General features: G+C 72.9%; 18 protein-coding genes. 16 read left to right on the top strand and 2 right to left on the bottom strand.

Features of this window, described 5'->3' with window-relative positions:
• Positions 1-23 precede the first annotated feature (23 nt).
• Together LPC08_RS09600 and LPC08_RS09595 are read right to left on the bottom strand one after the other, a co-directional pair.
• A complete protein-coding gene (locus LPC08_RS09600; protein WP_230452466.1) occupies positions 24-2,897 on the bottom strand; it encodes a LamG domain-containing protein in 2,874 nt (957 codons plus the stop codon).
• A 238-nt stretch (positions 2,898-3,135) separates the two neighbouring features.
• Positions 3,136-3,954 (bottom strand): IS5 family transposase, encoded by an 819-nt coding sequence (locus LPC08_RS09595; protein WP_115353294.1) that lies wholly within the window; start codon positions 3,952-3,954, stop codon positions 3,136-3,138.
• Positions 3,955-4,465: 511 nt separating this feature from the next.
• On the opposite strand from LPC08_RS09595, the gene dnaE reads away from it, so the two are divergent.
• From dnaE to LPC08_RS09515, 16 genes are all read left to right on the top strand, one after another.
• On the top strand, positions 4,466-7,903 hold the full coding sequence (gene dnaE / locus LPC08_RS09590; RefSeq protein WP_230452465.1) for a DNA polymerase III subunit alpha: 3,438 nt from the start codon (positions 4,466-4,468) through the stop codon (positions 7,901-7,903).
• Positions 7,904-7,980: 77 nt separating this feature from the next.
• On the top strand, positions 7,981-8,580 hold the full coding sequence (locus LPC08_RS09585; RefSeq protein ID WP_230452464.1) for a hypothetical protein: 600 nt from the start codon (positions 7,981-7,983) through the stop codon (positions 8,578-8,580).
• A gap of 221 nt (positions 8,581-8,801) precedes the next feature.
• Positions 8,802-9,728 carry a 30S ribosomal protein S2 gene (rpsB, locus tag LPC08_RS09580; RefSeq protein WP_230452463.1) on the top strand — a complete coding sequence of 309 codons (927 nt, stop codon included), beginning with the start codon at positions 8,802-8,804 and terminating at the stop codon, positions 9,726-9,728.
• Positions 9,729-9,931: 203 nt separating this feature from the next.
• The gene (tsf, locus tag LPC08_RS09575) at positions 9,932-10,846 is read left to right on the top strand and encodes a translation elongation factor Ts (RefSeq protein WP_230452462.1); all 915 of its coding nucleotides are present in this window, start codon (positions 9,932-9,934) and stop codon (positions 10,844-10,846) included.
• Positions 10,847-10,979: 133 nt separating this feature from the next.
• Entirely contained in the window at positions 10,980-11,699 is a 720-nt protein-coding gene (pyrH, locus tag LPC08_RS09570) for a UMP kinase (protein WP_230452461.1), read from the top strand.
• 16 nt (positions 11,700-11,715) lie between these two features.
• Positions 11,716-12,288 carry a ribosome recycling factor gene (gene frr, locus LPC08_RS09565; protein ID WP_230452460.1) on the top strand — a complete coding sequence of 191 codons (573 nt, stop codon included), beginning with the start codon at positions 11,716-11,718 and terminating at the stop codon, positions 12,286-12,288.
• 43 nt (positions 12,289-12,331) lie between these two features.
• Complete coding sequence (locus tag LPC08_RS09560; protein ID WP_230452459.1) at positions 12,332-13,069, top strand: isoprenyl transferase; 738 nt, start codon at positions 12,332-12,334, stop codon at positions 13,067-13,069.
• A gap of 14 nt (positions 13,070-13,083) precedes the next feature.
• Positions 13,084-13,950, top strand: a complete 867-nt coding sequence (locus LPC08_RS09555) for a phosphatidate cytidylyltransferase (RefSeq protein WP_230452458.1) — start codon at positions 13,084-13,086, stop codon at positions 13,948-13,950.
• Positions 13,947-15,110 (top strand): 1-deoxy-D-xylulose-5-phosphate reductoisomerase, encoded by a 1,164-nt coding sequence (dxr, locus tag LPC08_RS09550; RefSeq protein WP_230453035.1) that lies wholly within the window; start codon positions 13,947-13,949, stop codon positions 15,108-15,110. The genes LPC08_RS09555 and dxr overlap by 4 nt, the downstream gene beginning before the upstream one ends.
• 91 nt (positions 15,111-15,201) lie before the next feature.
• Entirely contained in the window at positions 15,202-16,308 is a 1,107-nt protein-coding gene (gene rseP / locus LPC08_RS09545; RefSeq protein WP_230453034.1) for an RIP metalloprotease RseP, read from the top strand.
• 200 nt (positions 16,309-16,508) lie between these two features.
• The gene (bamA, locus tag LPC08_RS09540) at positions 16,509-18,839 is read left to right on the top strand and encodes an outer membrane protein assembly factor BamA (RefSeq protein ID WP_230452457.1); all 2,331 of its coding nucleotides are present in this window, start codon (positions 16,509-16,511) and stop codon (positions 18,837-18,839) included.
• Positions 18,840-18,856: 17 nt separating this feature from the next.
• The gene (locus LPC08_RS09535; protein ID WP_230452456.1) at positions 18,857-19,669 is read left to right on the top strand and encodes an OmpH/Skp family outer membrane protein; all 813 of its coding nucleotides are present in this window, start codon (positions 18,857-18,859) and stop codon (positions 19,667-19,669) included.
• Positions 19,670-19,675: 6 nt separating this feature from the next.
• Positions 19,676-20,716, top strand: a complete 1,041-nt coding sequence (lpxD, locus tag LPC08_RS09530; RefSeq protein WP_230452455.1) for a UDP-3-O-(3-hydroxymyristoyl)glucosamine N-acyltransferase — start codon at positions 19,676-19,678, stop codon at positions 20,714-20,716.
• Positions 20,713-21,213, top strand: coding sequence for a 3-hydroxyacyl-ACP dehydratase FabZ (gene fabZ / locus LPC08_RS09525; protein ID WP_255702317.1), 501 nt, complete (start codon positions 20,713-20,715; stop codon positions 21,211-21,213). The genes lpxD and fabZ overlap by 4 nt, the downstream gene beginning before the upstream one ends.
• Positions 21,210-22,055: an acyl-ACP--UDP-N-acetylglucosamine O-acyltransferase gene (gene lpxA, locus LPC08_RS09520; RefSeq protein ID WP_230452454.1), complete on the top strand. Its 846-nt coding sequence runs from the start codon at positions 21,210-21,212 to the stop codon at positions 22,053-22,055. Before fabZ ends, lpxA begins: the two co-directional genes overlap by 4 nt.
• Entirely contained in the window at positions 22,052-22,909 is an 858-nt protein-coding gene (locus LPC08_RS09515) for an LpxI family protein (RefSeq protein WP_230452453.1), read from the top strand. Before lpxA ends, LPC08_RS09515 begins: the two co-directional genes overlap by 4 nt.
• Positions 22,910-22,926 lie beyond the last annotated feature (17 nt).

Raw genomic sequence — 22,926 nt, 5'->3', positions numbered from 1 at the left:
AACGGGAGGCGGGGACGGCGGCGCTACCCCCGGAGCGCCGCCAGCACCGGCGCGACGGCCTCGCGATGGAACAGGGCCACCTCCTCCGGCGTCAGGGCCCCGCCCAGGCTCCAGCCCTGGAGCCGGGCGCTGCTGCCCACCAGCAGTCGCACGCTCTGCCCGTCCGGCGCCGTCTCCGAGCCGATGCCGCCGACGGTGGCGCCGTAATCGCCGTCCAGGTACGGCATCACGGTGCGTCCGAAGCGGCTGAACAGGATATGGCCCGCGAAGCCCCGCGGGGTGGCGCAGGGCAGGGCGCTGCCGTGGACGGGGGCGTAGAGCCAGCGCGGCGCGGGGCCGAGCGGCTGCAGCCGCAGTTGCAGCTTCGCCGATCCGTCCGTGCCGCTGGCCAGCAGCAGGTCGTTCCCGCTGACCTGGTCGACGATGACGGAGACATGGTGCAGCGGCGTGGTGAAGGCGCCCCCCCAGTCGGGGGCGGGCGCCAGGCGCGTGTCCAGCCCTGCCGTCCCCGGGCTGCCGGCAAAGCCCCCTGCCGCGGACCAGCGCAGCCCGTTGCCCCTGCCCAGCGCCGGCCCCCGCGGCGCCTTCCAGTTGAGCAGCGCCGCCGCCTCGTCCAGCCCGGTGCAGAAGCCCAGCCCGTCCAGCATGTCCCAGGCGCTGCGGCCCGGATGCCAGAACGGCGTCATGGATCGCAGCAGGCGGACGCTGCCGTCGATCGCCCTCGCGCGGGCGGACCCCGCCGCCGGCCGCACCGCCGGGCCCATCGCATCCAGGATCGCCGCCGTCTCCGGCAGGGTGCCGGGGATCAGCGCCGGGGCGGCGACGGGCTTGCGGAACAGCATCCAGTGCTGGAGGCGCGTGAAGGCGGGCCAGCGCTGGTCGGCGCTGGGCGCCGGCATCCAGTTCGCGCCGCGGCCGCACTCGTTGTTCATCTGGAAGTACCAGATCACCTGGTGCTGCAGCGGCCGCTCCCGCTCGCTGACCATCACCCGGTTGCAATAGAAGCGGATGTGGGTCGGGGTGTTCTCCGACAGGTACTCGTTCAGCCCGTCCTCCACCGGGAAGCTGACGGTGGTGGGCTTGGGGTCCACATGCGGGTGGCAGGAGGCGCTGGCGTGGTCCTTGCGCCCGAAATGCTCCATGTCGTCCTGCTCGGGCGGCCAGCCGCCATGGGTCGGCAGCTTCCAGGCGGCGGACCATTGCCCCTGTCCCTCCCAGCCCTCCAGCAGCGTGCTCCAGACGCCGTTCATGTCCCAGGCGCCGACCCAGGCGCGGGTGTTGATCGCGCCGGACAGGTAGGGCAGCGGGCCCACCGGGCCCATGTTGCTGGTGACCGTCAGCGGCGCCAGGGCGGGCGGCGTCGGCTCCAGCGCCAGGTTCAGCCCGCCGAGCGGGTCGTCCACCGGCCGCAGCGGCGTGTAGCCGGCGGCCCGCACCCTGGGGGCCGTCGGGTCGATGGTGAAGGAGCCCGCCTTCGCCGCCCCCGACCACAGGCTGCCGCCGTTCTCGTTCACGTTGGCCGGCCCGCCCTGCCGCGGGGTCCAGCCCCGGCCGTCGCCGCTCTCCAGCCTCGGCGGGCCGGCGAAGTGGTCCGCCTTCCGCAGCCGGTAGCCCGCCTGCTTCAGGTCCAGCAGCGGCACCACGCTCACCGGCGGCGTGCCGTAGCGCCTCGCCAGGGCGTCGCCGAGCAGCTGGCGCTCGTGGTTGTCCAGGTTGCGGCGGAGCATCAGCACGGCGCGGTAGCGGAACCGCGCGCCCGTCACGGCGTTGAAGGGCGCCCGCCCGCCGAGCACGATGAGGTCGTTGGGCGCGGCGCCCAGCGGGACCGTCGCCGTCTCCGCCGTCTCCGCCTCGTCGCGCCGCAGGATGTGGTGCAGCCCGTCCCAGGAGGCCATCAGCACCTGCCGCCGGCCAGGCTCGGTGGGCGTCGGCAGGACCACCCCGGCGGCGTAGCGCGGCTTGCCGGACAGCTCCACCAGCCGGCCCAGCGAGAAGGGGTTGCCGGAACCGCCCTCCGCCCGCAGCAGGAAGGCGAAGCGGCTGGGCTGGTCGCGGCGCCCGATGCCCATGATGTCCATCGGCGCGCTGCCGTTCGTCCCCGTCAGCTCGCCCACGACGACGACCATCAGCCGCGCCTTGGCGCCGGCGTCCAGCGCGGCGCAGAGGCCCGGGTCGTCGCATTCCAGGTACTGGCTGCCGGCGGTCTCGATCGCGGCGGGCGTGCCGGCCTCGCCACGCCGGAAGGCCGGGCGACGGGCGGCATCGGGCTGCGCCAGCACCGCGCCGCTCCTGCGGTCGCGGACCGCTTCCACGCGGCCGGCCGCGTCCAGCGTCACCGCCCCCGGATGATCGAGGTCGAACCAGGCGTCGCCGGGGCGGAGGAAATCCTCCATCCCCTCCGGCCGCGGCTTGGTGTTGCGCAGGGTGCTGGACGCGCTGGCCGTGGCAAGCCTGGCGCCGCGGGGGTCGGAGAGGGTCAGCCGCCTTTGCCGGTCCCCGGCGCGGCTGTGCCAGGGCCGCACGAAGGCCGTCCAGACCAGCGGGTTGGGATGCCCGGGCAGGAGGGTGAGCCCCCCGCGCCCGTCATGCCGCACCGTGCCGTCGGAGGCGGCGGCGGCATTGTCCAGCGCGTCGAGCAGGCCGAAGTCGAAATCCGCATCCGAGGCGCTGCCGCTCGCCGCCAGCGTGACGGAGACCTGCTCGCCCGCGGCCAGGGCCGGCCCGTCCAGCCGCACCCCGGACCGCAGGAAACGACCCTCCGCGGCCTCGGCATCGGCCAGCACGCTGAGCCGGCGTTGCGCCGCCGCGGCGGCAGGCTGGGCAGCGGCACCCTGGGGGGTGGCCAGGACCGGGGACGCGGCCAGGGCCGGCAGGGTCAGGACGGTGCGTCGCTTCATGGGAACGGGGGTCCTCGCGCGTGGCGCCGGGTCGGGGCGGGCCGAACACCGCCCGTCCTTGCCGGCCCCATCCTTCCTGGTGCGGCGCCCGGGGCAAGATGGGACGGTGCAACGGCTTGTATCCGCCCCATGGGGCGGGGCACCGGCCGGCCGATGGTCCGCCCTCCCGCGCCGGCGGGTGGCGGGAAGGGAGGGGCGGCGCAAGTCTTCGGGAGCAGTTCTTCTATAAGACCCCGTTTCATAACGGCTGAGCCAGACGCCGGACGAGGATCATGGCGGCGGCGAGGGTGAAGAAGGCGACGGCGGAACCGACGGTGGCCTCGTGATCGCGAGCGAGGCGTCGGCATCGGCCGAACCAAGCGAAGGACCTCTCCACCACCCAGCGCCTGGGTTGCACGGCGAAGCCTTTCCGGCCGGGTGCGCTGCCGATGATGGTAACGGCGACGGGGGAGGCTCGGGCGACACGCGGACCGGCGTAGGCGCGGTCGGCGAAGCAGCGGGCCAGGAACGGCCAAGGGCGGCGCGACATGGCCAGGAGGGCCGCACCGCCGCGGCTGTCATGCAGGCAGGCGGGCGAGACGGCCGCCAGCAGGAGCCTACCGTCCGTGTCCACCAGGGCGTGGCGCTTGCGGCCCGTCACCTTCTTCCCGGCATCGTAGCCGCGGACACCTTTCACGCCGACACCGCCCGAGCGGACGGATTGGGCGTCCAACACCGCCGCTGTCGGTGAGGCCTCTCGGCCGACCCGCTCGCGGTCGGCCATGATGAGGGCGTGCGCCAGTCGCTCGAAGGTGCCCCGGCGCGAGAGGCGCAGGAACCAACGGTGCACGGTCCCGGGCGGCGGGAAGTCGCGGGGCAGATGCGCCCAGGCGCAGCCGGTACGAAGCACGTAGAGGATCGCATCGACCACCCGCCGCATCGGCCAGGACCGGGGTCGTCCGGTCTTTGCAGGGCTTGGCAAGAAGGGCTCGACCAGGGCCCACTCGGCATCGGTCAGGCACGTTGCATAAGGCTGGGAGCCGCGCGCAAGCTGCGCGCGGGCGGCAGGGGTCCACATGGGCCACCTCGAAGGACACACAGACACCCTCCGAACGCGCAGAACCCCCGCCGCTCACCCCGCCTCAGCCGTTATGAAACGGGTTCTAAGATCCAGCAGTCGAGCCGAAGTAGAAATATAAGACCTATCATTCACTGCTCGGTTACGAAAAACCCCATGATGGCAAGGTGTTATCCCTTGTCTTGGTGCGGTGCAGCATGCATATTGGCGATGAGCTTGGGGAGGAACGGTAACCCGATGTCTTGGAGGTTATTGACCATGCTCGAAGTCTTCGCCCTGATTGGTCTTGCTGCCCTGGTTGCCGCGCAGATCGGCGTGCGTATCGCCCTGTCCCGTTCGGACCTGCCGCAGCCTCATTTCGTCGACTGATCCACGCGACGCCGACGATGGACCCATTCGCCTGACGGCGGTCCGGTACCAGGCCGGGCCGCCGTCCCGGATGGGGTGACGGGAATGCCGTCACGGGACGCGCGGGGTCACCGACTCGCCCCTGCGTGCTAGGCTGGGTCCCATGCCCGGCAACTTCGTCCATCTGCACGTCCATTCCGCCTATTCCCTGGCGGAAGGCGCCATCAAGGCCGACAAGCTTCCGGGCCTCGCCCGCAAGCACGGCATGCCGGCGGTCGCGCTGACCGACACGGCCAACATGTTCGGCGCGCTGGAATTCGCCCAGTACGCCACCAAGGAGAGCGTGCAGCCGATCATGGGCTGCCAGCTCTGGCTCTCCCGCACCGCCACCGAGGAACGCCCCGACCCCATGCGCGCCCAGCCGGACGCGCTGGTCGCGCTCGCCATGGACGCGCAGGGGCTGGAGAACGTCCAGACGCTCTCCTCGCTGGGCTGGCTGGGCGAGGATGTCTCGGGCCGCCCCTGCATCACCCTGGACCAGCTCGGCCAGCATGCCGCCGGCGTAACGCTGCTGACCGGCGGCACGGCGGGGCCCGTCGCGCGGCTGCTGCTGGAGGGGCGGCAGGCGCCGGCCGAGGCGCTGCTGCGCCGGCTGCACGAGATCTTCGGCGACCGGCTGGCCATGGAGCTGACGCGCCACGGCACGGAGCGCGACCGCGCCGCCGAGCCGGGGCTGATCGCGCTGGCCGACCTGCTGGGCGTGCCGCTGGTGGCGGGCAACGACGTCCACTTCGCCGAGGCGAGGATGCACGAGGCGCACGACGCGCTGCTCTGCATCGCCCATGGCCGCACGCTCGCCGAGCCGGAGCGGCCGCGCTGCACGCCGGAGCACTGGTTCAAGCCCGCCGAGGCGATGCGCGAACTGTTCCGCGACCTGCCCGAGGCCTGCGACAACACCCTGGCCATCGCCCGCCGCTGCGCCGTGATGGCGGAGACGCGCAAGCCGGAGCTGCCGATCTGCCCCAAGGTGCAGCCCGGCATGACCGAGGCGGAGACGGTCCGCGACATGGCGAAGCGCGGGCTGGAGGCGCGGCTGGACGCGCACGGCACCTTCGACGGGCGCGGGGACCGCTCGGTCTATCGCGAGCGCCTCGCCTTCGAGCTCGACATCATCGAGAAGATGGGCTTCGCCGGCTACTTCCTGATCGTGGCCGACTTCATCCAGTGGGCCAAGGCGCACGACATCCCGGTGGGGCCGGGGCGCGGCTCGGGCGCCGGTTCGGTCGCCGCCTGGGCCTTGCAGATCACCGACCTCGACCCGCTGCGCTTCGGCCTGCTGTTCGAGCGCTTCCTGAACCCCGAGCGCGTGTCGATGCCGGATTTCGACATCGACTTCTGCCAGGACCGGCGCGACGAGGTGATCGACTACGTGCGGCGGGAATACGGCGCCGACCGGGTGGGGCAGATCATCACCTTCGGCCGGCTCCAGGCCAAGGCGGTGGTGCGCGACGTGGGCCGGGTGATGGGCCTGCCCTATGGCCAGGTGAACCGGATCGCGGAGCTGATCCCCTTCAACGCGGCCAAGCCGGTGACGCTCCAGCAGGCGATCGACGGCGAGCCGCGGCTGCAGGAGCTGCAGAAGACGGACGAGACGGTGGAGCGGCTGCTGGCCACCGCGCTGGAGCTGGAGGGGCTGTACCGCAACGCCTCCACCCATGCCGCCGGCGTGGTGATCGGGCGCAAGCCGCTGATCGAGATCGTGCCGCTCTACCGCGACCCGCGCTCGCCCGACCTCGTGACGCAGTACTCGATGAAGTATGTCGAGAGCGCCTCGCTGGTGAAGTTCGACTTCCTCGGCCTCAAGACCCTGACCGTGCTGCAACGGGCGGTCGGCATCCTGGCGGGGCAGGGGGTCGAGATCGACCTCGCCGCCATCCCGCTGGACGACCGCAAGACCTACGAGATGCTGGCCCGCGGCGACGCGGCCTCGGTATTCCAGTTCGAATCCCAGGGCATGCGCGACGTCCTCAAGATGATGCGCCCCGACCGGTTCGAGGACCTGATCGCCGCCGTCTCGCTCTACCGCCCCGGCCCGATGGCCAATATCCCCGCCTATTGCGCGCGCAAGCACGGCGAGCCCTGGGACGCGCCGCATCCGAAGATGCGCAGCCTGGTGGAGGAGACCTACGGCATCCTGGTCTACCAGGAGCAGGTGATGCAGATCAGCCAGGAGCTGGCGGGCTACTCGCTCGGCGGCGCCGACCTGCTGCGCCGCGCCATGGGCAAGAAGAACCGCGCGGAGATGGAGGCGCAGCGCAGGATCTTCGTCGAGGGCGCCACACGGAACGGCGTGCCGGAGAACAAGGCCGGCGAGATCTTCGACCTGATGGAGAAGTTCGCGGAGTACGGCTTCAACAAGTCGCACGCCGCCGCCTATGCCCTCGTCGCCTACCAGACCGCCTGGCTGAAGGCGAATTACCCGGTCGCCTTCCTCGCCGCCTCGATGTCGCTCGACCTCGGCAACACGGACAAGCTCGCGGGCCACATGCAGGAGGCCTCGCGCCTGGGCATCAAGGTGCTGCCGCCGGACGTGAACAAGTCCGGCGCGGAGTTCGTGGTGGAGGAGGGCAACATCCGCTTCGCCCTGGCCGCGGTGAAGCGCGTCGGGCTGGGGGCGATGAAGGACCTCGTCGCCGCCCGCGACGCCTCCGGGCCCTTCCGCTCGCTGGAGGATTTCGCCGACCGGGTGGACCCGAAGCTGCTGAACAAGATGCAGCTGGAGAACCTGGCCCGCGCCGGCGCCTTCGAGCGCCTCGACCCCAACCGCGCCCGCGTCGTGGCCGGGGCGGAGGCGATCCTGCGCCGCGCCCAGTCCTCGGCCGAGGAGCGGGCCAGCGACCAGATCGGGCTGTTCGGCGCCGTCGCCGACCCGGCCGCCGCCCCGCCGCTGCGCCTGCCCGCCATCCCGGACTGGCCGCAGCTGGAGCGGCTGTCGCAGGAGGCGGAGGCGGTGGGCTTCCACCTCTCCGCCCATCCGCTGGACAGCTACCGCGAGGCGCTGGCCAAGCTGAAGGTGACGCCGATCGCGAAGATGGAGCAGGCGGCGCGGGCGGGGCAGGGGCGGCTGCGCCTCGCCGGCACGGTGATCGGCACCAAGGAGCGCACCACCCGCACCGGCAGCCGCATGGCCTGGGTGCGAATCTCCGACGCCACCGGCTCCACCGAGGTCACCTGCTTCTCCGAGGTGCTGTCCAAGGCGCGGGAGATCCTGGGGGAGGGGCAGGCCGTGCTCTTCACCGCCGAGGCGCGGATGGAGGGGGACACGCTGCGCCTGACCGCCCAGGATTGCGACTCGCTGGACAAGGTGGCGGGCTCCGTGCGGCAGGAGCTGCGCGTGGTGATCGAGGCGCAGGAGGCGATCCGCCCGGTGGCGGAGCTGCTGCAGCGCGAGGGGCGGGGCAAGGCGACCGTCATCATGGTTCCCCGCCTGGACGGGCAGCGGGAGGTGGAGATCGCCATTCCGGGCTCCTGGAACGTCTCCCCCCGGCTGGCCCAGGCGATCAAGGCGCTGCCCGGGGTGGGAGGGGTCATGGCCGCGTGAGGGACGCCGCGAAACCCCTCGCGGTTTTGCAACGATGGGTTAGGCTGCCGCCCGGGAGAGAAAAGGAAACCCCGGCCATGCCGCGCTACCCCGTGCCGACCCGCCGTACCGTGTTCCTGGGCGGACTCGGCCTCGCCGCCTTCGCCGCCGGCTGTGCCGGCACCCCGCCCGATCCCGTCGCCGTCTCCGAGACGACGGAGCTGGTCGCGACGGTCGAGACGGTGGACCAGACGAAGCGCGAGGTCCTGCTGCGCGGACCGACCGGGCGGAAGGTCACGGTCGTCGTGCCGCCCACGGTGCGGAACCTGGCGCAGGTCCGCGCCGGCGATACGCTGCGCGTTGTCTTCCAGGAGGCCGTGGCCTTCACCGTGGCCCCGGTGGCCGGAACCCCCGGCGCCACCCCGACCCTGGCCACGGGCGTCGCGCGCGCCCCGGAGGGCAGCATGCCCGGGATCGCCGCGGCGGATTCGCTGCGGGTGCGGGTCAGGGTGGACCAGGTCGCCGCGGGGGGCCAGAGCGTCGCCTTCACCGGCCCGAGCGGCGTCCAGCGCGTGGCCTTCATCCGCGACCCCCAGCTCCGGCAGTTCGTCACCGGACTCCAGCCGGGCACGGATGTGGACGTGGTGTACCGCGAGGCGCTGGCCGTCCGCGTGGAGCCGATGGCCCGGCCGGGCTGAACCGCAGCGCGGCCGGCAGGGTCGGCGGGCAGCCGCCCCCGGCTTGATCCGCGCCGCGCCGCGTGCCATATGCCGACCGTCGCCGCCGGGGTTCCCTGGCGGCGGCAAATCCGCACGCGGCGCGCCCTTCCGAGATACGCGGCAAGGGTCCGGTCCCCCATCCGGGGGTTCAGCGCCGCGGAGGCTCAACCGGACTTGTTCGGAAGGAAAGGATTCGCCCCATGGCGATGCCGGAAGTCACCCTGCGCGGCCTGCTCGAGGCCGGCGTCCACTTCGGCCACCACACGCGCCGCTGGAACCCGCGGATGGCGCCCTACATCTTCGGCGTCCGCAACCAGGTCCACATCCTCGACCTGCAGCAGACCGTGCCGATGATGGAGCGCGCCCTGAAGGCGGTGCGCGACGTGGTCGCGGCCGGCGGGCGCGTGCTGTTCGTGGGCACCAAGAAGGCCGCCGCCGAGTACGTGGCCGAGGCCGCGACGCGCTGCGGCCAGTACTACGTCAACCACCGCTGGCTGGGCGGCATGCTGACGAACTGGAAGACCATCACCGGGTCGATCAAGCGCCTGAAGCAGATGGAGGTGCAGCTCGCCGGCGACACCCAGGGCCTCACCAAGAAGGAGGTCCTGATGCTGACGCGCGAGAAGGAGAAGCTGGACCGAGCCCTGGGCGGCATCAAGGAGATGGGCGGGCTGCCCGACATCATCTTCGTGATCGACACCGTCAAGGAGAAGCTGGCGATCGAGGAGGCCAACAAGCTCGGCATCCCCGTCGTGGCCGTCTGCGACAGCAACGCCGACCCGAAGGGCGTGGCCTTCCCGATCCCGGGCAATGACGACGCGATCCGCGCCATCAACCTGTACTGCGACATGGTCGCCGGCGCCGTCTTCGACGGCATCAGCGCCGAGCTGCAGGCCTCGGGCGTCGACCTGGGCGCCCAGGAGAGCCTGGACGAGGGCGTGATGCCGGACGACCTGGCCGAGGCGGCGACGGACGAGCTGGCCGCCGGCCTCTCGGCCGAGGTGGCGCCGGAGGCCGGCCCCGCCCTGGAGGGCGAGGTGCAGTCCAGCCCGACCGTCGGCCTGCCCGCCACCGAGATGGAGGCGCTGGTCCAGGGCAACCAGGACGACGGCAACCGCGCCGGCTGATCCCCTCGCCGGGGATGGCGGCCTGCCGCCTCCCGCCCCCGGTGGTGCCCCCTGCCGCCCCTGCTACCGCCCCGTGGCCCGGCCGACGCCGCCCGCGGAGGGTGGGTGCGGGCGGGCATGAATGACGGTACCGGGCCAGGCCCGGCCGAGATAGGAAGCGCGGGACGGCGAGTCCCGCGCCGGATGATTCCAGGAGAACACCCATGGCCGAGATCACGGCATCCCTGGTCCGCGACCTGCGCGAGAAGACCGGCGCCGGCATGATGGACTGCAAGAAGGCGCTGGTGGAGACGGGCGGCGACATGGAGGCCGCGGTCGACTGGCTGCGCAAGAAGGGCCTGTCCGCCGCCGCCAAGAAGTCCGGCCGCGTCGCTGCCGAGGGCCTGGTCGCCGTCGCCTCCGCCCCGCTGAAGGCCGCGATGGTCGAGGTGAACGCCGAGACGGACTTCGTCGCCCGCAACGAGCAGTTCCAGGACTTCGCCGCCGCCGTGGCGAAGGTCGCGCTGGAGGCCGGCGAGGACGTGGAGGCCATCAAGGCCGCGGCCTTCCCGGGCGGCGGCACGGTCGCCGAGAAGCTGACCTCGCTGATCGCCACGATCGGCGAGAACATGACGATCCGCCGCGCCAAGGTCTTCACCGTGCCGCAGGGCGTGGTGGCGACCTATGTCCACAACGCGGTGAAGCCCGGCCTGGGCAAGATCGGCGTGCTGGTGGCCGTCGAGGGCGCGACCGAGCTGGACGCGCTGGAGACGCTGGGCCGCCAGGTCGGCATGCACGTCGCCGCCACCCGCCCGGAGGCGCTCGACATCGACGCCGTCGACCCGGCCGCCCTGGAGCGCGAGAAGGCGGTGCTCTCGGAGCAGGCCCGTGCCTCCGGCAAGCCCGAGGCCATCATCGAGAAGATGGTCGAGGGTCGCATCCGCAAGTACTACGAGGAGGTGGTGCTGCTGGAGCAGGTCTGGGTGCATGACGGCGAGAGCCGGGTGCGCAAGGTGGCCGAGAAGGCCGGCGCCAAGCTGACGGGCTTCGCCCGCTTCCAGCTCGGCGAGGGCATCGAGAAGCAGACCGGCGACTTCGCCGCCGAGGTGGCCGCGGCCGCCGGCACCGCCAAGGCCTGACCGTCGCGGCGGGGTCCCCCGGAGCGGGATGGCTCCGGGGAACCCCGCCCCCCTGCCACCGCGGCACCGTCGGCCGGTTGTGCTGGCCGGGCCGCTCGCGTAGCTTCCGCTGCCCTGAGGAATCACCCGCCGGATGACTGCCCCGACCTACAAGCGCGTGCTCCTGAAGGTTTCCGGGGAGGCGCTGATGGGCGCCCGGGACTACGGGCTGGACAATGCCACGGTGGCTGCCATCGCCCAGGACGTGAAGGGCGTGGTGGAGCTGGGGACCGAGGTCTGCCTGGTCATCGGCGGCGGCAACATCTTCCGCGGCATCGCCGGCGCGGCCTCCGGCATGGACCGGGCCCAGGCGGACGGCATGGGCATGCTGGCGACGGTGATGAACGCGCTGGCCATGCAGAGCGCCCTGGAGAAGATCGGCGTCGTGACCCGGGTGCAGAGCGCCGTGCCGATGGCCAGCGTCTGCGAGCCCTTCATCCGCCGCCGCGCCATCCGCCACATGGAGAAGGGGCGCGTGGTCATCTTCGCCGGCGGCACGGGCAACCCCTTCTTCACCACCGACACCGCCGCCGCCCTGCGCGCCGCCGAGATGGGGTGCGACGCGCTGCTGAAGGGCACGCAGGTGGACGGCATCTACGCCGCCGACCCGCGCAAGAACCCGCAGGCCGAGCGCTACGACACGCTGACCTACCTCGACGTGCTGGCCCGTGACCTGGCGGTGATGGATGCCGCCGCCATCTCGCTCGCGCGCGAGAACAAGCTGCCGATCATCGTCTTCAACATCCACGAGCCGGGCGCCTTCACCGCGGTCATGCGGGGCGAGGGCCGCTTCACCACGGTCGTGGAGCACTGACCAGGGACATCCCGACATGGCCGCCGCACCCGATCTGGGCACCCTGAAGAAGGACCTGACCCGCCGCATGGATGGCGCGCTGGAGACGCTGCGCAAGGAGTTCTCCGGCCTGCGCACCGGCCGCGCGAGCCCCGCCCTGCTGGAGCCGATCCGGGTCGAGGCCTATGGCAGCAACCAGCCGCTGTCGCAGGTCGCCAACATCTCCGTGGCCGGGCCTGGCCTTCTTTCCGTCCAGGTCTGGGACAAGTCCGTGACCAAGGCGGTGGAGGTCGCGATCCGCGACGCCAACCTCGGCCTGAACCCCCAGGCGGAGGGGCAGGTGATCCGCGTCCCCCTGCCGCCGCTGACCCAGGAGCGCCGCAACGACCTGGCCAAGCAGGCGGCCAAGTATGCCGAGGCGGCGAAGGTCGCCATCCGCGGCGTGCGCCGCGACGGCATGGAGACGATCAAGGGCTGGGAGACGAGGTCCGAGATCGGCAAGGACGATTCCAAGCGCTGGTCCGACGACGTGCAGAAGCTGACCGATCAGTACGTGAAGAAGATCGAGGAAGCGCTGGCGGAGAAGGACAAGGACATCCGGGCCGTCTGAGCTTGGCCCGGCACATCGGCGCGGCAGGGGGCGTCCGGACGGAATGAGCGCAGCTTCCGAACGGCAGCCTGCCAGGGGGGCGACGGCGGTGCCGGCGCATGTCGGCATCATCATGGACGGCAACGGACGCTGGGCCACGGCCCGGCGCCTGCCCCGGGTCATGGGCCATCGCGCCGGCGCCGAGGCCGCCCGCCGCGCCATCGAGGCCGCCGCACAGGCCGGCGTGGGCTGGCTGACCCTCTTCGCCTTCTCCTCCGAGAACTGGCGCCGGCCGCAGGACGAGGTCATGGAGCTGACCGGCCTGCTGCGCCATTACCTGCGCAACGAGGTGGCGCAACTGGTCCGCAACGGCGTGCGCCTGCGCGTCATCGGCGACCGCGCCCGCTTCGGGGCGGAGACGATGGAGGAGATCCGCCGCGCCGAGGCGGCGACCACCGCCGGCACCCGGCTGAACCTCAACGTCGCCCTGTCCTACGGCAGCCGCGCCGAGATCGCCGCCGCGGCGCGGTCCCTGGCCGAAGCCGTCGCCGACGGCCGGCTGCGGCCGGAGCAGATCGACGAGGCGGTCGTGGACCGCCACCTCACCACCCACGGCATGCCGGACCCGGACCTGATCATCCGCACCTCGGGAGAGCAGCGGCTTTCCAACTTCCTGCTCTGGCAGGCCGCCTATGCCGAGCTCGTCTTCCAGGACGTCCTCTGGCCCGATTTCGACGCCAGCCACCTGCGGCAGGCCCTGGACGAGTTCGGCCGGCGGGAGCGCCGCTTCGGCGGCCGCTGATGCCTTCCCCGACCGTGACCCGGCCTGCGTCGGCCCAGCCCGACCCCGCCGGCGCCAAGCGCTGGCGGGACCTGCGCAAGCGCTTCCTCTCGGCCCTGGTGCTCGGCCCCGCCGCGCTGCTCTGCGTCTGGCTGGGGGCGGAGCCCTATACCGCCCTCCTCGCGGTCGGGGTGGCCATCCTCTGCTGGGAATGGGTGCACCTGTGCGGGCTCCGTACCCGCGTCCTGCCCGGTGCTGCGGTCCCGGCCGTGGTGCTGGTGGCCGGCGCGCTCGCCGTGCTGGAGCGGCCGCTCGCCGGCTGGGCAATGCTGGGGGCCGGCTTCCTCCTGGCCTGGCTCGTGGCGCTGCGGGCCGACCGGCGCGGGCCGGAGCGGGTGCCGGCGCTCTGGCTGGCGCTCGGCGTCCTCTACATCGGCATCGCCGGACTCTGCCTGATCGAGTTGCGGCACGACAATCTGGCCGGGCGGGACAACGTCCTGTTCCTGCTGCTCTGCGTCTGGGCCAGCGACATCGGCGCCTATGCCGCCGGGCGGATCTTCGGCGGGCCGAAGCTGATGCCCTCCGTCTCCCCAAACAAGACCTGGTCCGGGGCGGCGGGCGGCCTGGCCCTGGCCATGCTGGTCGGGGCCCTGGCCACCACCCTGCTGCTGCCGGGGTCCTGGGCCCGGGCCATGGCCGTGGCGGCCATCCTCTCCGTCGCCACCCAGGCGGGCGACCTGCTGGAGAGCGCGATCAAGCGTCACTTCGACGTGAAGGACAGCTCCAGCCTCATCCCCGGCCATGGCGGCCTGCTGGACCGGCTGGACGGGCTGCTGGCCGCGGCGCCGGTCGCCGCGCTGCTGGCCGCCCTCTTCGGCTTCGGGGCCCCCCTGTGGCGCTGACCCGGCGGATCACGGTGCTGGGCAGCACCGGCTCGGTGGGGCGCTCCACCCTGGCCCTGCTGGAGGCGGCCGCGCCGGGCGAGTTCGCGGTCGAGGCGCTGGTCGCCGGGCGGGATGCCGCCGCCCTGGCGGAGCAGGCGCGCCGGCACCGCCCCGCGATCGCCGTCCTGGCGGAGGACAGCGCGCTGCCCGCGCTGCGCGAGGCGCTGGCCGGCACCGGGATCGCCTGTGCGGCGGGCCGCGCCGCCGTCGCGGAGGCCGCCTCGCGCCCGGCGGACTGGACCATGGCGGCGATCGTGGGCGCCGCCGGGCTGGGCCCGACTCTGGCCGCGCTGCGCCGGGGCGGGACGCTGGCCCTGGCCAACAAGGAAGCGCTGGTCTGCGCCGGCCCCATCGTGCTGCGCGCCGCCGCCGCCTCGGGCGCCACGCTGCTGCCGGTGGATTCCGAGCACAACGCCATCTTCCAGGCGCTCGATTCACGCCTGCCGGCCGTGCCGGAGAAGATCGTCCTCACCGCCTCGGGCGGGCCGTTCCGCAACGCGAGCCTCGCCGAGATGGCCGCGGCCACGCCGGAGCAGGCGGTGCGTCACCCCGTCTGGAGCATGGGCGCGAAGATCAGCGTCGACAGCGCCACGATGTTCAACAAGGGGCTGGAGGTGATCGAGGCGGCGCGCCTGTTCCCCGTGGCCCCGGAGCGGATCGAGGTGCTGGTCCACCCGCAATCCGCCGTGCACGGCATGGTGCAGTACGCCGACGGCTCCATCCTGGCCCAGCTCGGCAGCCCGGACATGCGCACCCCCATCGCCCATGCCCTGGCCTGGCCGGCCCGGATGCATGTCGACGTCCCGCGCCTCGACCTCGCGGCACTGGGCCGGCTGGAGTTCTTTCCGCCCGATCCGAAGCGTTTCCCTGCGTTGCGCCTGGTCCGCGAGGCCTTGTCCGCGGGGGGTGGCGCGCCCACCATTTTGAATGCCGCCAACGAGGTGGCCGTCGCGCGCTTCCTGGACCGCCGTCTGGGCTTCCTGGACATCGCCCGGGTGGTCGAGGCGACGCTGGACGGGCTGGGCGCCCCGGCGGCGGAGGAGCTGGACGCGGTGCTGGCGCTGGACGCTGCGGCCCGGGTCGCCGCGGACGCCGCGGCGGACCGGCTGGCGGGCTGAGCCGGGCGGTCGTGGCCGGTCGCTGCGGGATGCGCGGCGGGATGAGGGTGCAGGACGGGCGGGCCTGCGGGAGAAGCTGATCTTGGAAAGCATGTTCGGTTCGGTGCGCACGGTCGTCGCCTTCCTGGTGGTGCTGGGCGTGCTGGTCTTCATCCACGAGCTCGGCCACTACCTCGCCGCGCGCTGGCGGGGGGTGCATGTGGAGCGCTTCTCCATCGGCTTCGGCCGGGCCCTGGCCCGCTGGACCGACCGCCGCGGGACGCAGTGGCGGGTCGGCTGGCTGCCGCTGGGCGGCTATGTGAAGCTGCACGGCCAGGAGCAGCCGGGCGACGTGGACCCCGCCATCCGCGCCACCTGGAGGCCGGGCGAGACCTTCCACGACAAGCCCGTGCTGGACCGGGCCATCGTCGTTGCGGCGGGGCCGATCGCGAACTTCGCCCTGGCCGCGGTGCTGTTCGCCGCGCTCTTCGCGACCGTGGGGCGGCCGGTGCAGACCGCGACCGTCGGCGCCGTCGTCGCCGGCAGCGCGGCCGAGCGGGCAGGGGTGCAGCCGGGCGACGCGATCCTCTCCATCGACGGGCAGCCGATCCGCCGCTTCCAGGACGTGCAGAGCCGGGTGGAGCCCAGCGCCGGCCGGCCGCTCCAGCTCCTGCTCTCCCGCGAGGGGCGCGAGCTGACGGTCACCGCGACCCCGGAGGCCCGCGTCCGCAGCGAGGGCACGCCGCCGGTCGGGGTGCTGGGCGTGGCCGCCGGGGCCCCCGTCTTCGAACGGGTGAACCCCCTCTCCGCCGTCTGGCAGGGGATCGCCTATACCGGCGACGTCTCGAAGCAGACCCTGGTCGGGGTGTGGGAGATGATCACCCGGGCCCGGGGCACCGAGGAGCTGGGCGGGCCGCTGCGCATCGCCCAGATCTCCGGCCAGGCGGCGGCGCTGGGGCTGGCGAGCCTCGTCACCTTCATCGCCGTGCTGTCGGTGAACCTGGCGCTGATCAACCTCTTCCCGATCCCCGTGCTGGATGGCGGCCACCTGGTCTTCTACGCGGCGGAGGCGATCCGCGGCCGCCCGCTGCCGCCCCGGGCCCAGGAATACGGGCTTCGGGCCGGCCTGGCCGTGCTGGCCATGCTGTTCATCTTCTCGACCTGGAACGACCTGAGCAGCTTCGGCCTGTTCCGCTGGCTGGGCGGCCTGGCGGGCTAGGGCCGGCCCCGCGGGCGCGGGCGTCCCGCCGCCGCCGGGCCGGGCGGTCCCGGGCCCCGCCCCGATCACTCTGGGTTACGGGGACGACACCCGCGCCGCGACGGGGTTGGCGCGGGCGTGGGGATGCCGCTAGTTTCCCCCCGCCCCCCGGGATGGCCGTCCGGGATTCAGGGGGGCGACGTCGGCACGGAACCCTGATTTTGCACGCCACACGCGCCCTGCTCCTCGCAGCCACCTGCCTCGTCCCCGTCGTCGTCGCGGGCCCCGCCGACAGCCAGCCCCGCCGCGGGGCGGCGCCCGGCCCGGCCCGGCCGGCCGGCGGCGTGGTCCAGGGCATCGACGTGGTGGGCAACCAGCGCATCGAGGCGGATACCGTCCGCTCCTACATGCTGCTCCAGCCCGGGGACACCTTCGAAGCCGACCGGCTGGACCGCAGCCTGCGCACCCTCTTCGCCACCGGCCTGTTCCGCGACGTGCAGGTCTCCCGCCAGGGCGACCGCATCGTGGTGACGGTGCAGGAGAACCCGATCGTCAACCGCGTCGCCTTCGAGGGCAACCGCAAGCTCTCCGACGACACGCTGCAGCCGGTGGTGCAGCTGCGCGCCCGCGCCGTCTACACGCCGCAGGCGGTGCAGGCCGACCGCCAGCGCCTGCTGGAGCTCTATGCCCGCCGCGGCCGCTTCGCCGCCGAGATCGAGCCGAAGATCATCGAACTGGACCAGAACCGCGTCGACGTCGTCTTCGAGATCAAGGAGAACGAGACGGCGCTGGTCAGCCGCATCAGCTTCGTCGGCAACACCACCTTCTCCGACAGCCGTCTGAAGGAGATCGTCGCGACGCGCGAGGAGGCGTGGTACCGGCCCTTCTCCTCCTCCGACACCTACGACCCGGAGCGGCTGGCCTTCGACCGCGAGCTGCTGCGCCGCTACTACCTGCGCAACGGCTTCGCCGACGTGCAGATCACCTCCTCGACGGCCGAGCTGTCGCCCGACCGCTCCGGCTTCTTCGTGACCTTCACGATCGACGAGGGCAAGCGCTACCGCATCGCGAAGGTCGACATCACGTCGCGCCTGCGCAACGTCACCGCCGACCAGCTGCGCCCCACCATCGACCTCTCCACCGGCGACTGGTACGACGGCGAGGCGATCGAGCGCATCACCCAGGCGATCCAGGACCGCGGCAACGCGCTGGGCGCGCCCTTCGTGGAGGTGCAGCCGCGCATCGAGCGCAACCGCGACGCCGGCACGGTCGACCTCACCTTCGACGTCTCCGAGGGCCAGCGAGTCTTCGTCGAGCGCATCGACATCACCGGCAACACCCGCACGCAGGACCGCGTCATCCGGCGCGAATTCCGCCTGGCCGAGGGCGACGCCTTCAACGCCGCGCAGGTCCGCCGTTCCCGCCAGCGCATCCGCGACCTGGGCTACTTCAACGACGTCACCGTCAACACCTCGCAGGGCTCGACGCCAGACCGGGTGATCATCGGGGCCAATGTCAGCGAGCGGGCGACGGGCGAGATCAGCCTGGGCGGCGGCTACTCCACCGACGCGGGCGCGCTGGCCGATATCGGCCTGCGCGAGCGCAACCTGCTCGGCACGGGCTGGGACGCGCGCATCAACACGGTGATCGCGCAGAAGCGCAGCCAGCTCGACCTCTCGGTGACCGACCCGTCCTTCCTCGACCGCAACCTCGCGGTGGGCGCGGACGTGTTCTACGTCACCCGCGACCTGCGCGAGTACTCGGGCTACCAGGAGCGCCGCTACGGCTTCGCGCTGCGTGCCGGCTACGAGTTCAACGAGTACCTGCGGCAGTCCTGGGCCTACACGCTCTCCCAGCGAAACGTGTACGACGTCTCGACCGACGCCTCGCGCTACATCCAGGAGCAGAAGGGCAAGACGCTGCTGTCGCAGATCGGCCAGACGCTCACCTACGACCGGCGCGATTCGCGGCTCGACCCGCACAGCGGCTACCTCGTCCGCCTCGGCGCCGACTTCGCCGGGCTCGGCGGCGACGCGCAGTACGTCCGCGGCCGTGCCGACGGTGCCTACTACATCCCCTTCGAGCGCTGGCTGGGCGATCCGGAGTACGTGCTCTCGATCAGCGGCAGCATCGGCTACCTGGAGCCCTGGGGCGACGACCGCGAGCTGATCGTGGACCGCTTCTTCCTGGGCGGCGAGAACCTGCGCGGCTTCAAGGTGGCCGGCGCCGGCCCGCGCGACCTCTCCAGCAGCGACCGCGACGCGCTGGGCGGCCGCTTCCTCTGGACCCAGTCCACGGAGATGCGCTTCCCGCTGCCGCTGCCCTCCGAGCTGGGCCTGACCGGCCGCGCCTTCGTCGATGTCGGCGCGCTGAGCAAGGTGCCGGCGGGCGTCGGCGTGGTGGATGACGGCAGCCCCCGGGTCGGTGCGGGCGTGGGCATCTCCTGGCGCAGCCCCTTCGGCCTGATCAACCTCGACTTCGCCTCCGCCGTGGTGAAGAAGTCCTATGACGAGACGCAGGTGTTCCGCTTCGGCTTCGGCACCCGCTTCTGAGTCTGAGAGAGTTCGCGATGATGACGCTCAAGGCCCGCATTGCGGTGGCCACCCTCGCCCTGTCCCTTCCGGGGGCCCTGCCGGCGGCGCCGCCCGCGGCCGCCCAGGACAATCCGGGCTACTTCATCCCCAACCAGCCGCGCCCGGCCCAGGCACAGCCGCCGCGCCCGGCGCAGCAGCCGCAGCAGCGCCCGCCGCAGCGCGTCCAGCCCAACCCGGCGCCGCTGGCGGCCGGCCAGCCGCCGCCGGACGCGGTGATCGGCATCGTCGACGTGCCCGAGGTGCAGCGCAACTCGACCGCCTTCAACAGCGTGCGCGAGGAAATCGAGCGCCGCCGGCAGAAGCTGAACGAGGACCTCCAGGCCGAGCAGCAGAAGTGGCGTGACGCGCAGCAGGCGCTGCAGAACGACCGCCCCAACCTGAACCCGGAGCAGCTCCGCACCCGCGAGCGCGAGCTGCAGGAGCGCATCACCGAGAGCCAGCGCGTCTTCCGCGACCGCTCGCGGGGCATCGAGCAGACCGCCCAGGTCGCGTTGCAGGAGATCGAGCAGGCCCTGGCGGTGGTGATCCGGCAGGTGGCCTCCAGCCGCAAGGTGAACCTCGTCCTGCCGCGGCCGCTGGTCATCTACAACGACCCGCCCTTCGACCTGACCGAGGAGATCGGCCAGCAGCTGAACCGGGTGCTGCGCAACGTGACCCTCGCGGCCGAGACCAACGCGCCGGGCCAGCCGGTGCCGCCGCCGCCGCCGGCGCCTCCGGGGCAGGCGCAGCAGCAGCCGGCCCGCCCGGCCGCCCCGGCGCAGCAGGGCCAGCAGCAGCGGCGGAACTGACCGGCCGTGGCGGCGGACCCCCGCTTCCACCCCTCGACCGGGCCGCACAGCCTGGCCGCCATCGCGGCGGCCGGGCAGATCGAGCTGCCGAAGGGGGCCACGCCGGACCGGCTCTTCGCCGGGGTCGCCGGGCTCTCGGCGGCCGGGCCGGACGAGGTCTCCTACCTCGAGGGCAAGCGGAACCTGGAGGCGCTGCGCGCGACCCGGGCCGGCGCGCTGGTGGCGCGGCCCGAGCAGGTGGCCGAGGCGCCGCCCGGCGTGGTCGTGCTGCCCGCCGCCCAGCCCGCCCTGGCCTTCGCCCGCATCGCGGCGCTGTTCCACCCACGGGCGGCGGCGCGGCCGGGGATCCACCCCACCGCCGTGGTCGGCGAGGGGGCGGAGCTCGGCGAGGGCTGCGAGATCGGCCCCTATGCCGTGGTGGGCGAGGGCGCGCGGCTGGGCGAGGGCTGCGTGCTGGGGCCGCACGCCGTGGTGGGGCCGGGCTGCATCCTGGGGCCGCGCTGCCGGCTGCACGCCCATGCCTCGCTCTACTACGCCATCGCCGGGGAGGCCGTGGTGCTGCACCAGGGGGCACGGGTCGGCAACGAGGGCTTCGGCTTCATCCCGGACGAGCGCGGCAGCTTCGTCACCGTACCCCAGCTGGGCCGCGTGCTGCTGGGGGACCGGGTGGAGGTCGGCGCCAATGCCTGCATCGACCGCGGCGCCGGCGGCGACACGGTGGTGGGCGAGGGGACGCGGCTGGATAACCTCGTGATGCTGGGCCACAACGTGCGCACCGGGAAGGGCTGCGCCATCGTGGCGCAGGTCGGCGTCTCGGGCTCCACGGTGCTGGGCGACCACGTGCAGCTTGGCGGGCAGGCGGGGGTCTCGGGGCACCTGACCATCGGCAGCGGCGCCCGGGTCGGCGCCCAGACGGGGGTGACCCGCGACGTGCCGGCGGGCACCGATGTCTGGGGCACGCCGGCCATGCCGGTTCGGGAGGCGTGGCGTGCGATCGCCACCCTGCACCGACTGGCCAAGGAAGAGAGAGCAGGCAGGAAGACATGAGCGGGCAGGACGAGCCGGCGGGCGGCACGGCGGTGGCGGGCGCCGCGGCGCAGGAGGTCAGCGCCTACGACATCGGCGAGGTCATGGCGGCGATCCCGCATCGCTACCCCTTCCTGCTGGTGGACCGCGTCGTGGACGTGGTGCTGAACGAGCGCGCCACCGGCGTGAAGAACGTCACCATCAACGAGGGCTTCTTCCAGGGCCACTTCCCGCGCCACCCGGTCTTCCCGGGCGTGCTGATCATCGAGAGCATGGCGCAGACGGCGGCCGTGCTGGTGGTGAAGACCCTGGGTCCCAGCGCGGAGGGCAAGCTGGTCTATTTCATGAGCGTCGAGAACGCGAAGTTCCGCAAGCCGGTGGTGCCAGGCGACCAGCTCCGCATCCATGTCACCAAGGACCGGCAGCGCGGCAACGTCTGGAAGTTCAACGCCGTCGCTCGGGTAGACGGCACCGCCGTCGCCGAGGCGACCTATGCCGCGATGATCCTCGACAAGTGAGCGTCACGGCAAGCAGCGCCGAGGTCCACCCGAGCGCCATCGTCGCGCCGGGGGCCCGGCTGGGTGCCGGGGTCCGCATCGGCCCCTGGTGCAGCGTCAGCGCGGAGGCCGTGCTGGGGGATGGGGTGCAGCTCGTCTCCCATGCCGTCGTCGACGGCGACACGCGGCTGGGCGAGGGGGTGGTGCTGATGCCCTTCGCCTCGGTCGGCCTGCCACCGCAGGACCTGAAGTACAAGGGCGAGCCGACGCGGGTGGAGATCGGCGCCCGCACCGTGCTGCGCGAGCATTCCACCATCCACCGCGGCAGTGTCGGCGGGCACGGGGTGACCCGGGTGGGCGCGGACTGCCTCATCATGGCCTGCGCCCATGTCGGACACGACTGCACCCTGTCGGACAAGGTGATCCTGGCCAACAACGTCATGCTGGGCGGGCATGTGGAGATCGGCGACACGGTCTTCGTCGGCGGCGGCGCGGCCGTCCACCAGTTCGTCCGCATCGGCCGCCAGTCGGTGATCGGCGGGATGAGCGGGGTGGAGGCGGATGTCATCCCCTATGGCGCCTGCCTGGGCGACCGGGCGCGGCTGACCGGGCTGAACCTGATCGGGCTCAAGCGCCGCGGCTTCGACCGGGCGCGCATCCACGCCCTGCGCGCCGCCTTCCGCTCGCTGTTCGGGGGGGAGGGCGTCTTCTCCGAGCGCCTGCGCCGCACGCGGGAGCGTTGGGGCCAGGACGCCGCCGTGGCCGAGATCCTGGGCTTCATGGACACCCACAGCCGGCGCGGGCTGATGAAGGCGCGCCGGCTGAAGACCGCCGAGGACGAGCCGGCCGGCGAGGCGGCATGAGCGGCGGCGGGCAGGGCCCGCTCGGCATCTTCGCGGGTGCCGGGGCGCTGCCGTTGCGCGTGGCGGCGGTCGCCGAGGCCACCGGGCGCGGCGTGCGCGCCGTGCTGTTGGAGGGCTTCGCCGAGCCGTCGCTCTGGGCGCCCTACCGCTCCATCACGCTCCGCCTGGGCGCGCTCGGCTCCTCCGTCGAGTGGCTGAAGGCGGAGGGCGTGCGGGAGCTGGTGCTGGCCGGGCAGGTGCGGCGGCCCTCGATGCTGTCGCTGCGGCCGGACGTGGCCTCGGCGAAGTACCTGGCGCGGATCGGCAAGCGGGCCTTCGCGGGCGATGACGGGCTGCTCTCCGCCCTGCGCGACGTGTTGCGGGAGGAGGGCTTCTCCCTCACCGCGCCGAACGCCGTGCTGGACGGGCTGCAACAGCCACCGGGCCTGCTGACCCGTGCCGGGCCGGATGCGCATGCCCTGTCCGACATCGCGCGCGGGGTCGAGGTGGTGCAGGCGCTGGGCGCGCTCGACGTCGGCCAGGGCGCGGTGGTGCAGCAGGGGCTGGTGCTGGCGGTCGAGGCCTTCGAGGGCACGGACGCCATGCTCGCCCGCTGCGGCCCGCTGCGGCGGGAGGGGCCGGGCGGCGTGCTGGTGAAGCTGGTCAAGCCGGGCCAGGACCGCAGGCTGGACCTGCCGACCATCGGCCCGGCCACGGTGCGCCACGCGGTGGAGGCCGGGCTGGCCGGCATCGCCTTCGAGGCCGGCGGCGCGCTGGTGATGGAGCGCGAGGAGACGGTGCGGCTGGCGGAGGAGCGGGGGGTGTTCCTCCTCGCCCTGCGGCCGGAGGACCATATGCCGCGGCGGGGCGGCTGACGCCGTCCCGCCGGGTC

This window comes from Roseomonas sp. OT10, from assembly GCF_020991085.1.
Taxonomy (GTDB): domain Bacteria; phylum Pseudomonadota; class Alphaproteobacteria; order Acetobacterales; family Acetobacteraceae; genus Roseomonas; species Roseomonas cutis.
The sequence above is the reverse complement of the archived record's forward strand: the minus strand, read 5'-3'. Positions and strand labels throughout refer to the sequence as shown.

Excerpts from the sequence above, each read along its gene's own strand:
- LPC08_RS09600 (WP_230452466.1), bottom strand. The coding sequence starts at position 2,897 with ATGAAGCGACGCACCGTCCTGACCCTGCCGGCCCTGGCCGCGTCCCCG.
- LPC08_RS09595 (WP_115353294.1), bottom strand. The coding sequence starts at position 3,954 with ATGTGGACCCCTGCCGCCCGCGCGCAGCTTGCGCGCGGCTCCCAGCCT.
- dnaE (WP_230452465.1), top strand. The coding sequence starts at position 4,466 with ATGCCCGGCAACTTCGTCCATCTGCACGTCCATTCCGCCTATTCCCTG.
- LPC08_RS09585 (WP_230452464.1), top strand. The coding sequence starts at position 7,981 with ATGCCGCGCTACCCCGTGCCGACCCGCCGTACCGTGTTCCTGGGCGGA.
- rpsB (WP_230452463.1), top strand. The coding sequence starts at position 8,802 with ATGGCGATGCCGGAAGTCACCCTGCGCGGCCTGCTCGAGGCCGGCGTC.
- tsf (WP_230452462.1), top strand. The coding sequence starts at position 9,932 with ATGGCCGAGATCACGGCATCCCTGGTCCGCGACCTGCGCGAGAAGACC.
- pyrH (WP_230452461.1), top strand. The coding sequence starts at position 10,980 with ATGACTGCCCCGACCTACAAGCGCGTGCTCCTGAAGGTTTCCGGGGAG.
- frr (WP_230452460.1), top strand. The coding sequence starts at position 11,716 with ATGGCCGCCGCACCCGATCTGGGCACCCTGAAGAAGGACCTGACCCGC.
- LPC08_RS09560 (WP_230452459.1), top strand. The coding sequence starts at position 12,332 with ATGAGCGCAGCTTCCGAACGGCAGCCTGCCAGGGGGGCGACGGCGGTG.
- rseP (WP_230453034.1), top strand. The coding sequence starts at position 15,202 with ATGTTCGGTTCGGTGCGCACGGTCGTCGCCTTCCTGGTGGTGCTGGGC.
- LPC08_RS09535 (WP_230452456.1), top strand. The coding sequence starts at position 18,857 with ATGATGACGCTCAAGGCCCGCATTGCGGTGGCCACCCTCGCCCTGTCC.
- fabZ (WP_255702317.1), top strand. The coding sequence starts at position 20,713 with ATGAGCGGGCAGGACGAGCCGGCGGGCGGCACGGCGGTGGCGGGCGCC.
- LPC08_RS09515 (WP_230452453.1), top strand. The coding sequence starts at position 22,052 with ATGAGCGGCGGCGGGCAGGGCCCGCTCGGCATCTTCGCGGGTGCCGGG.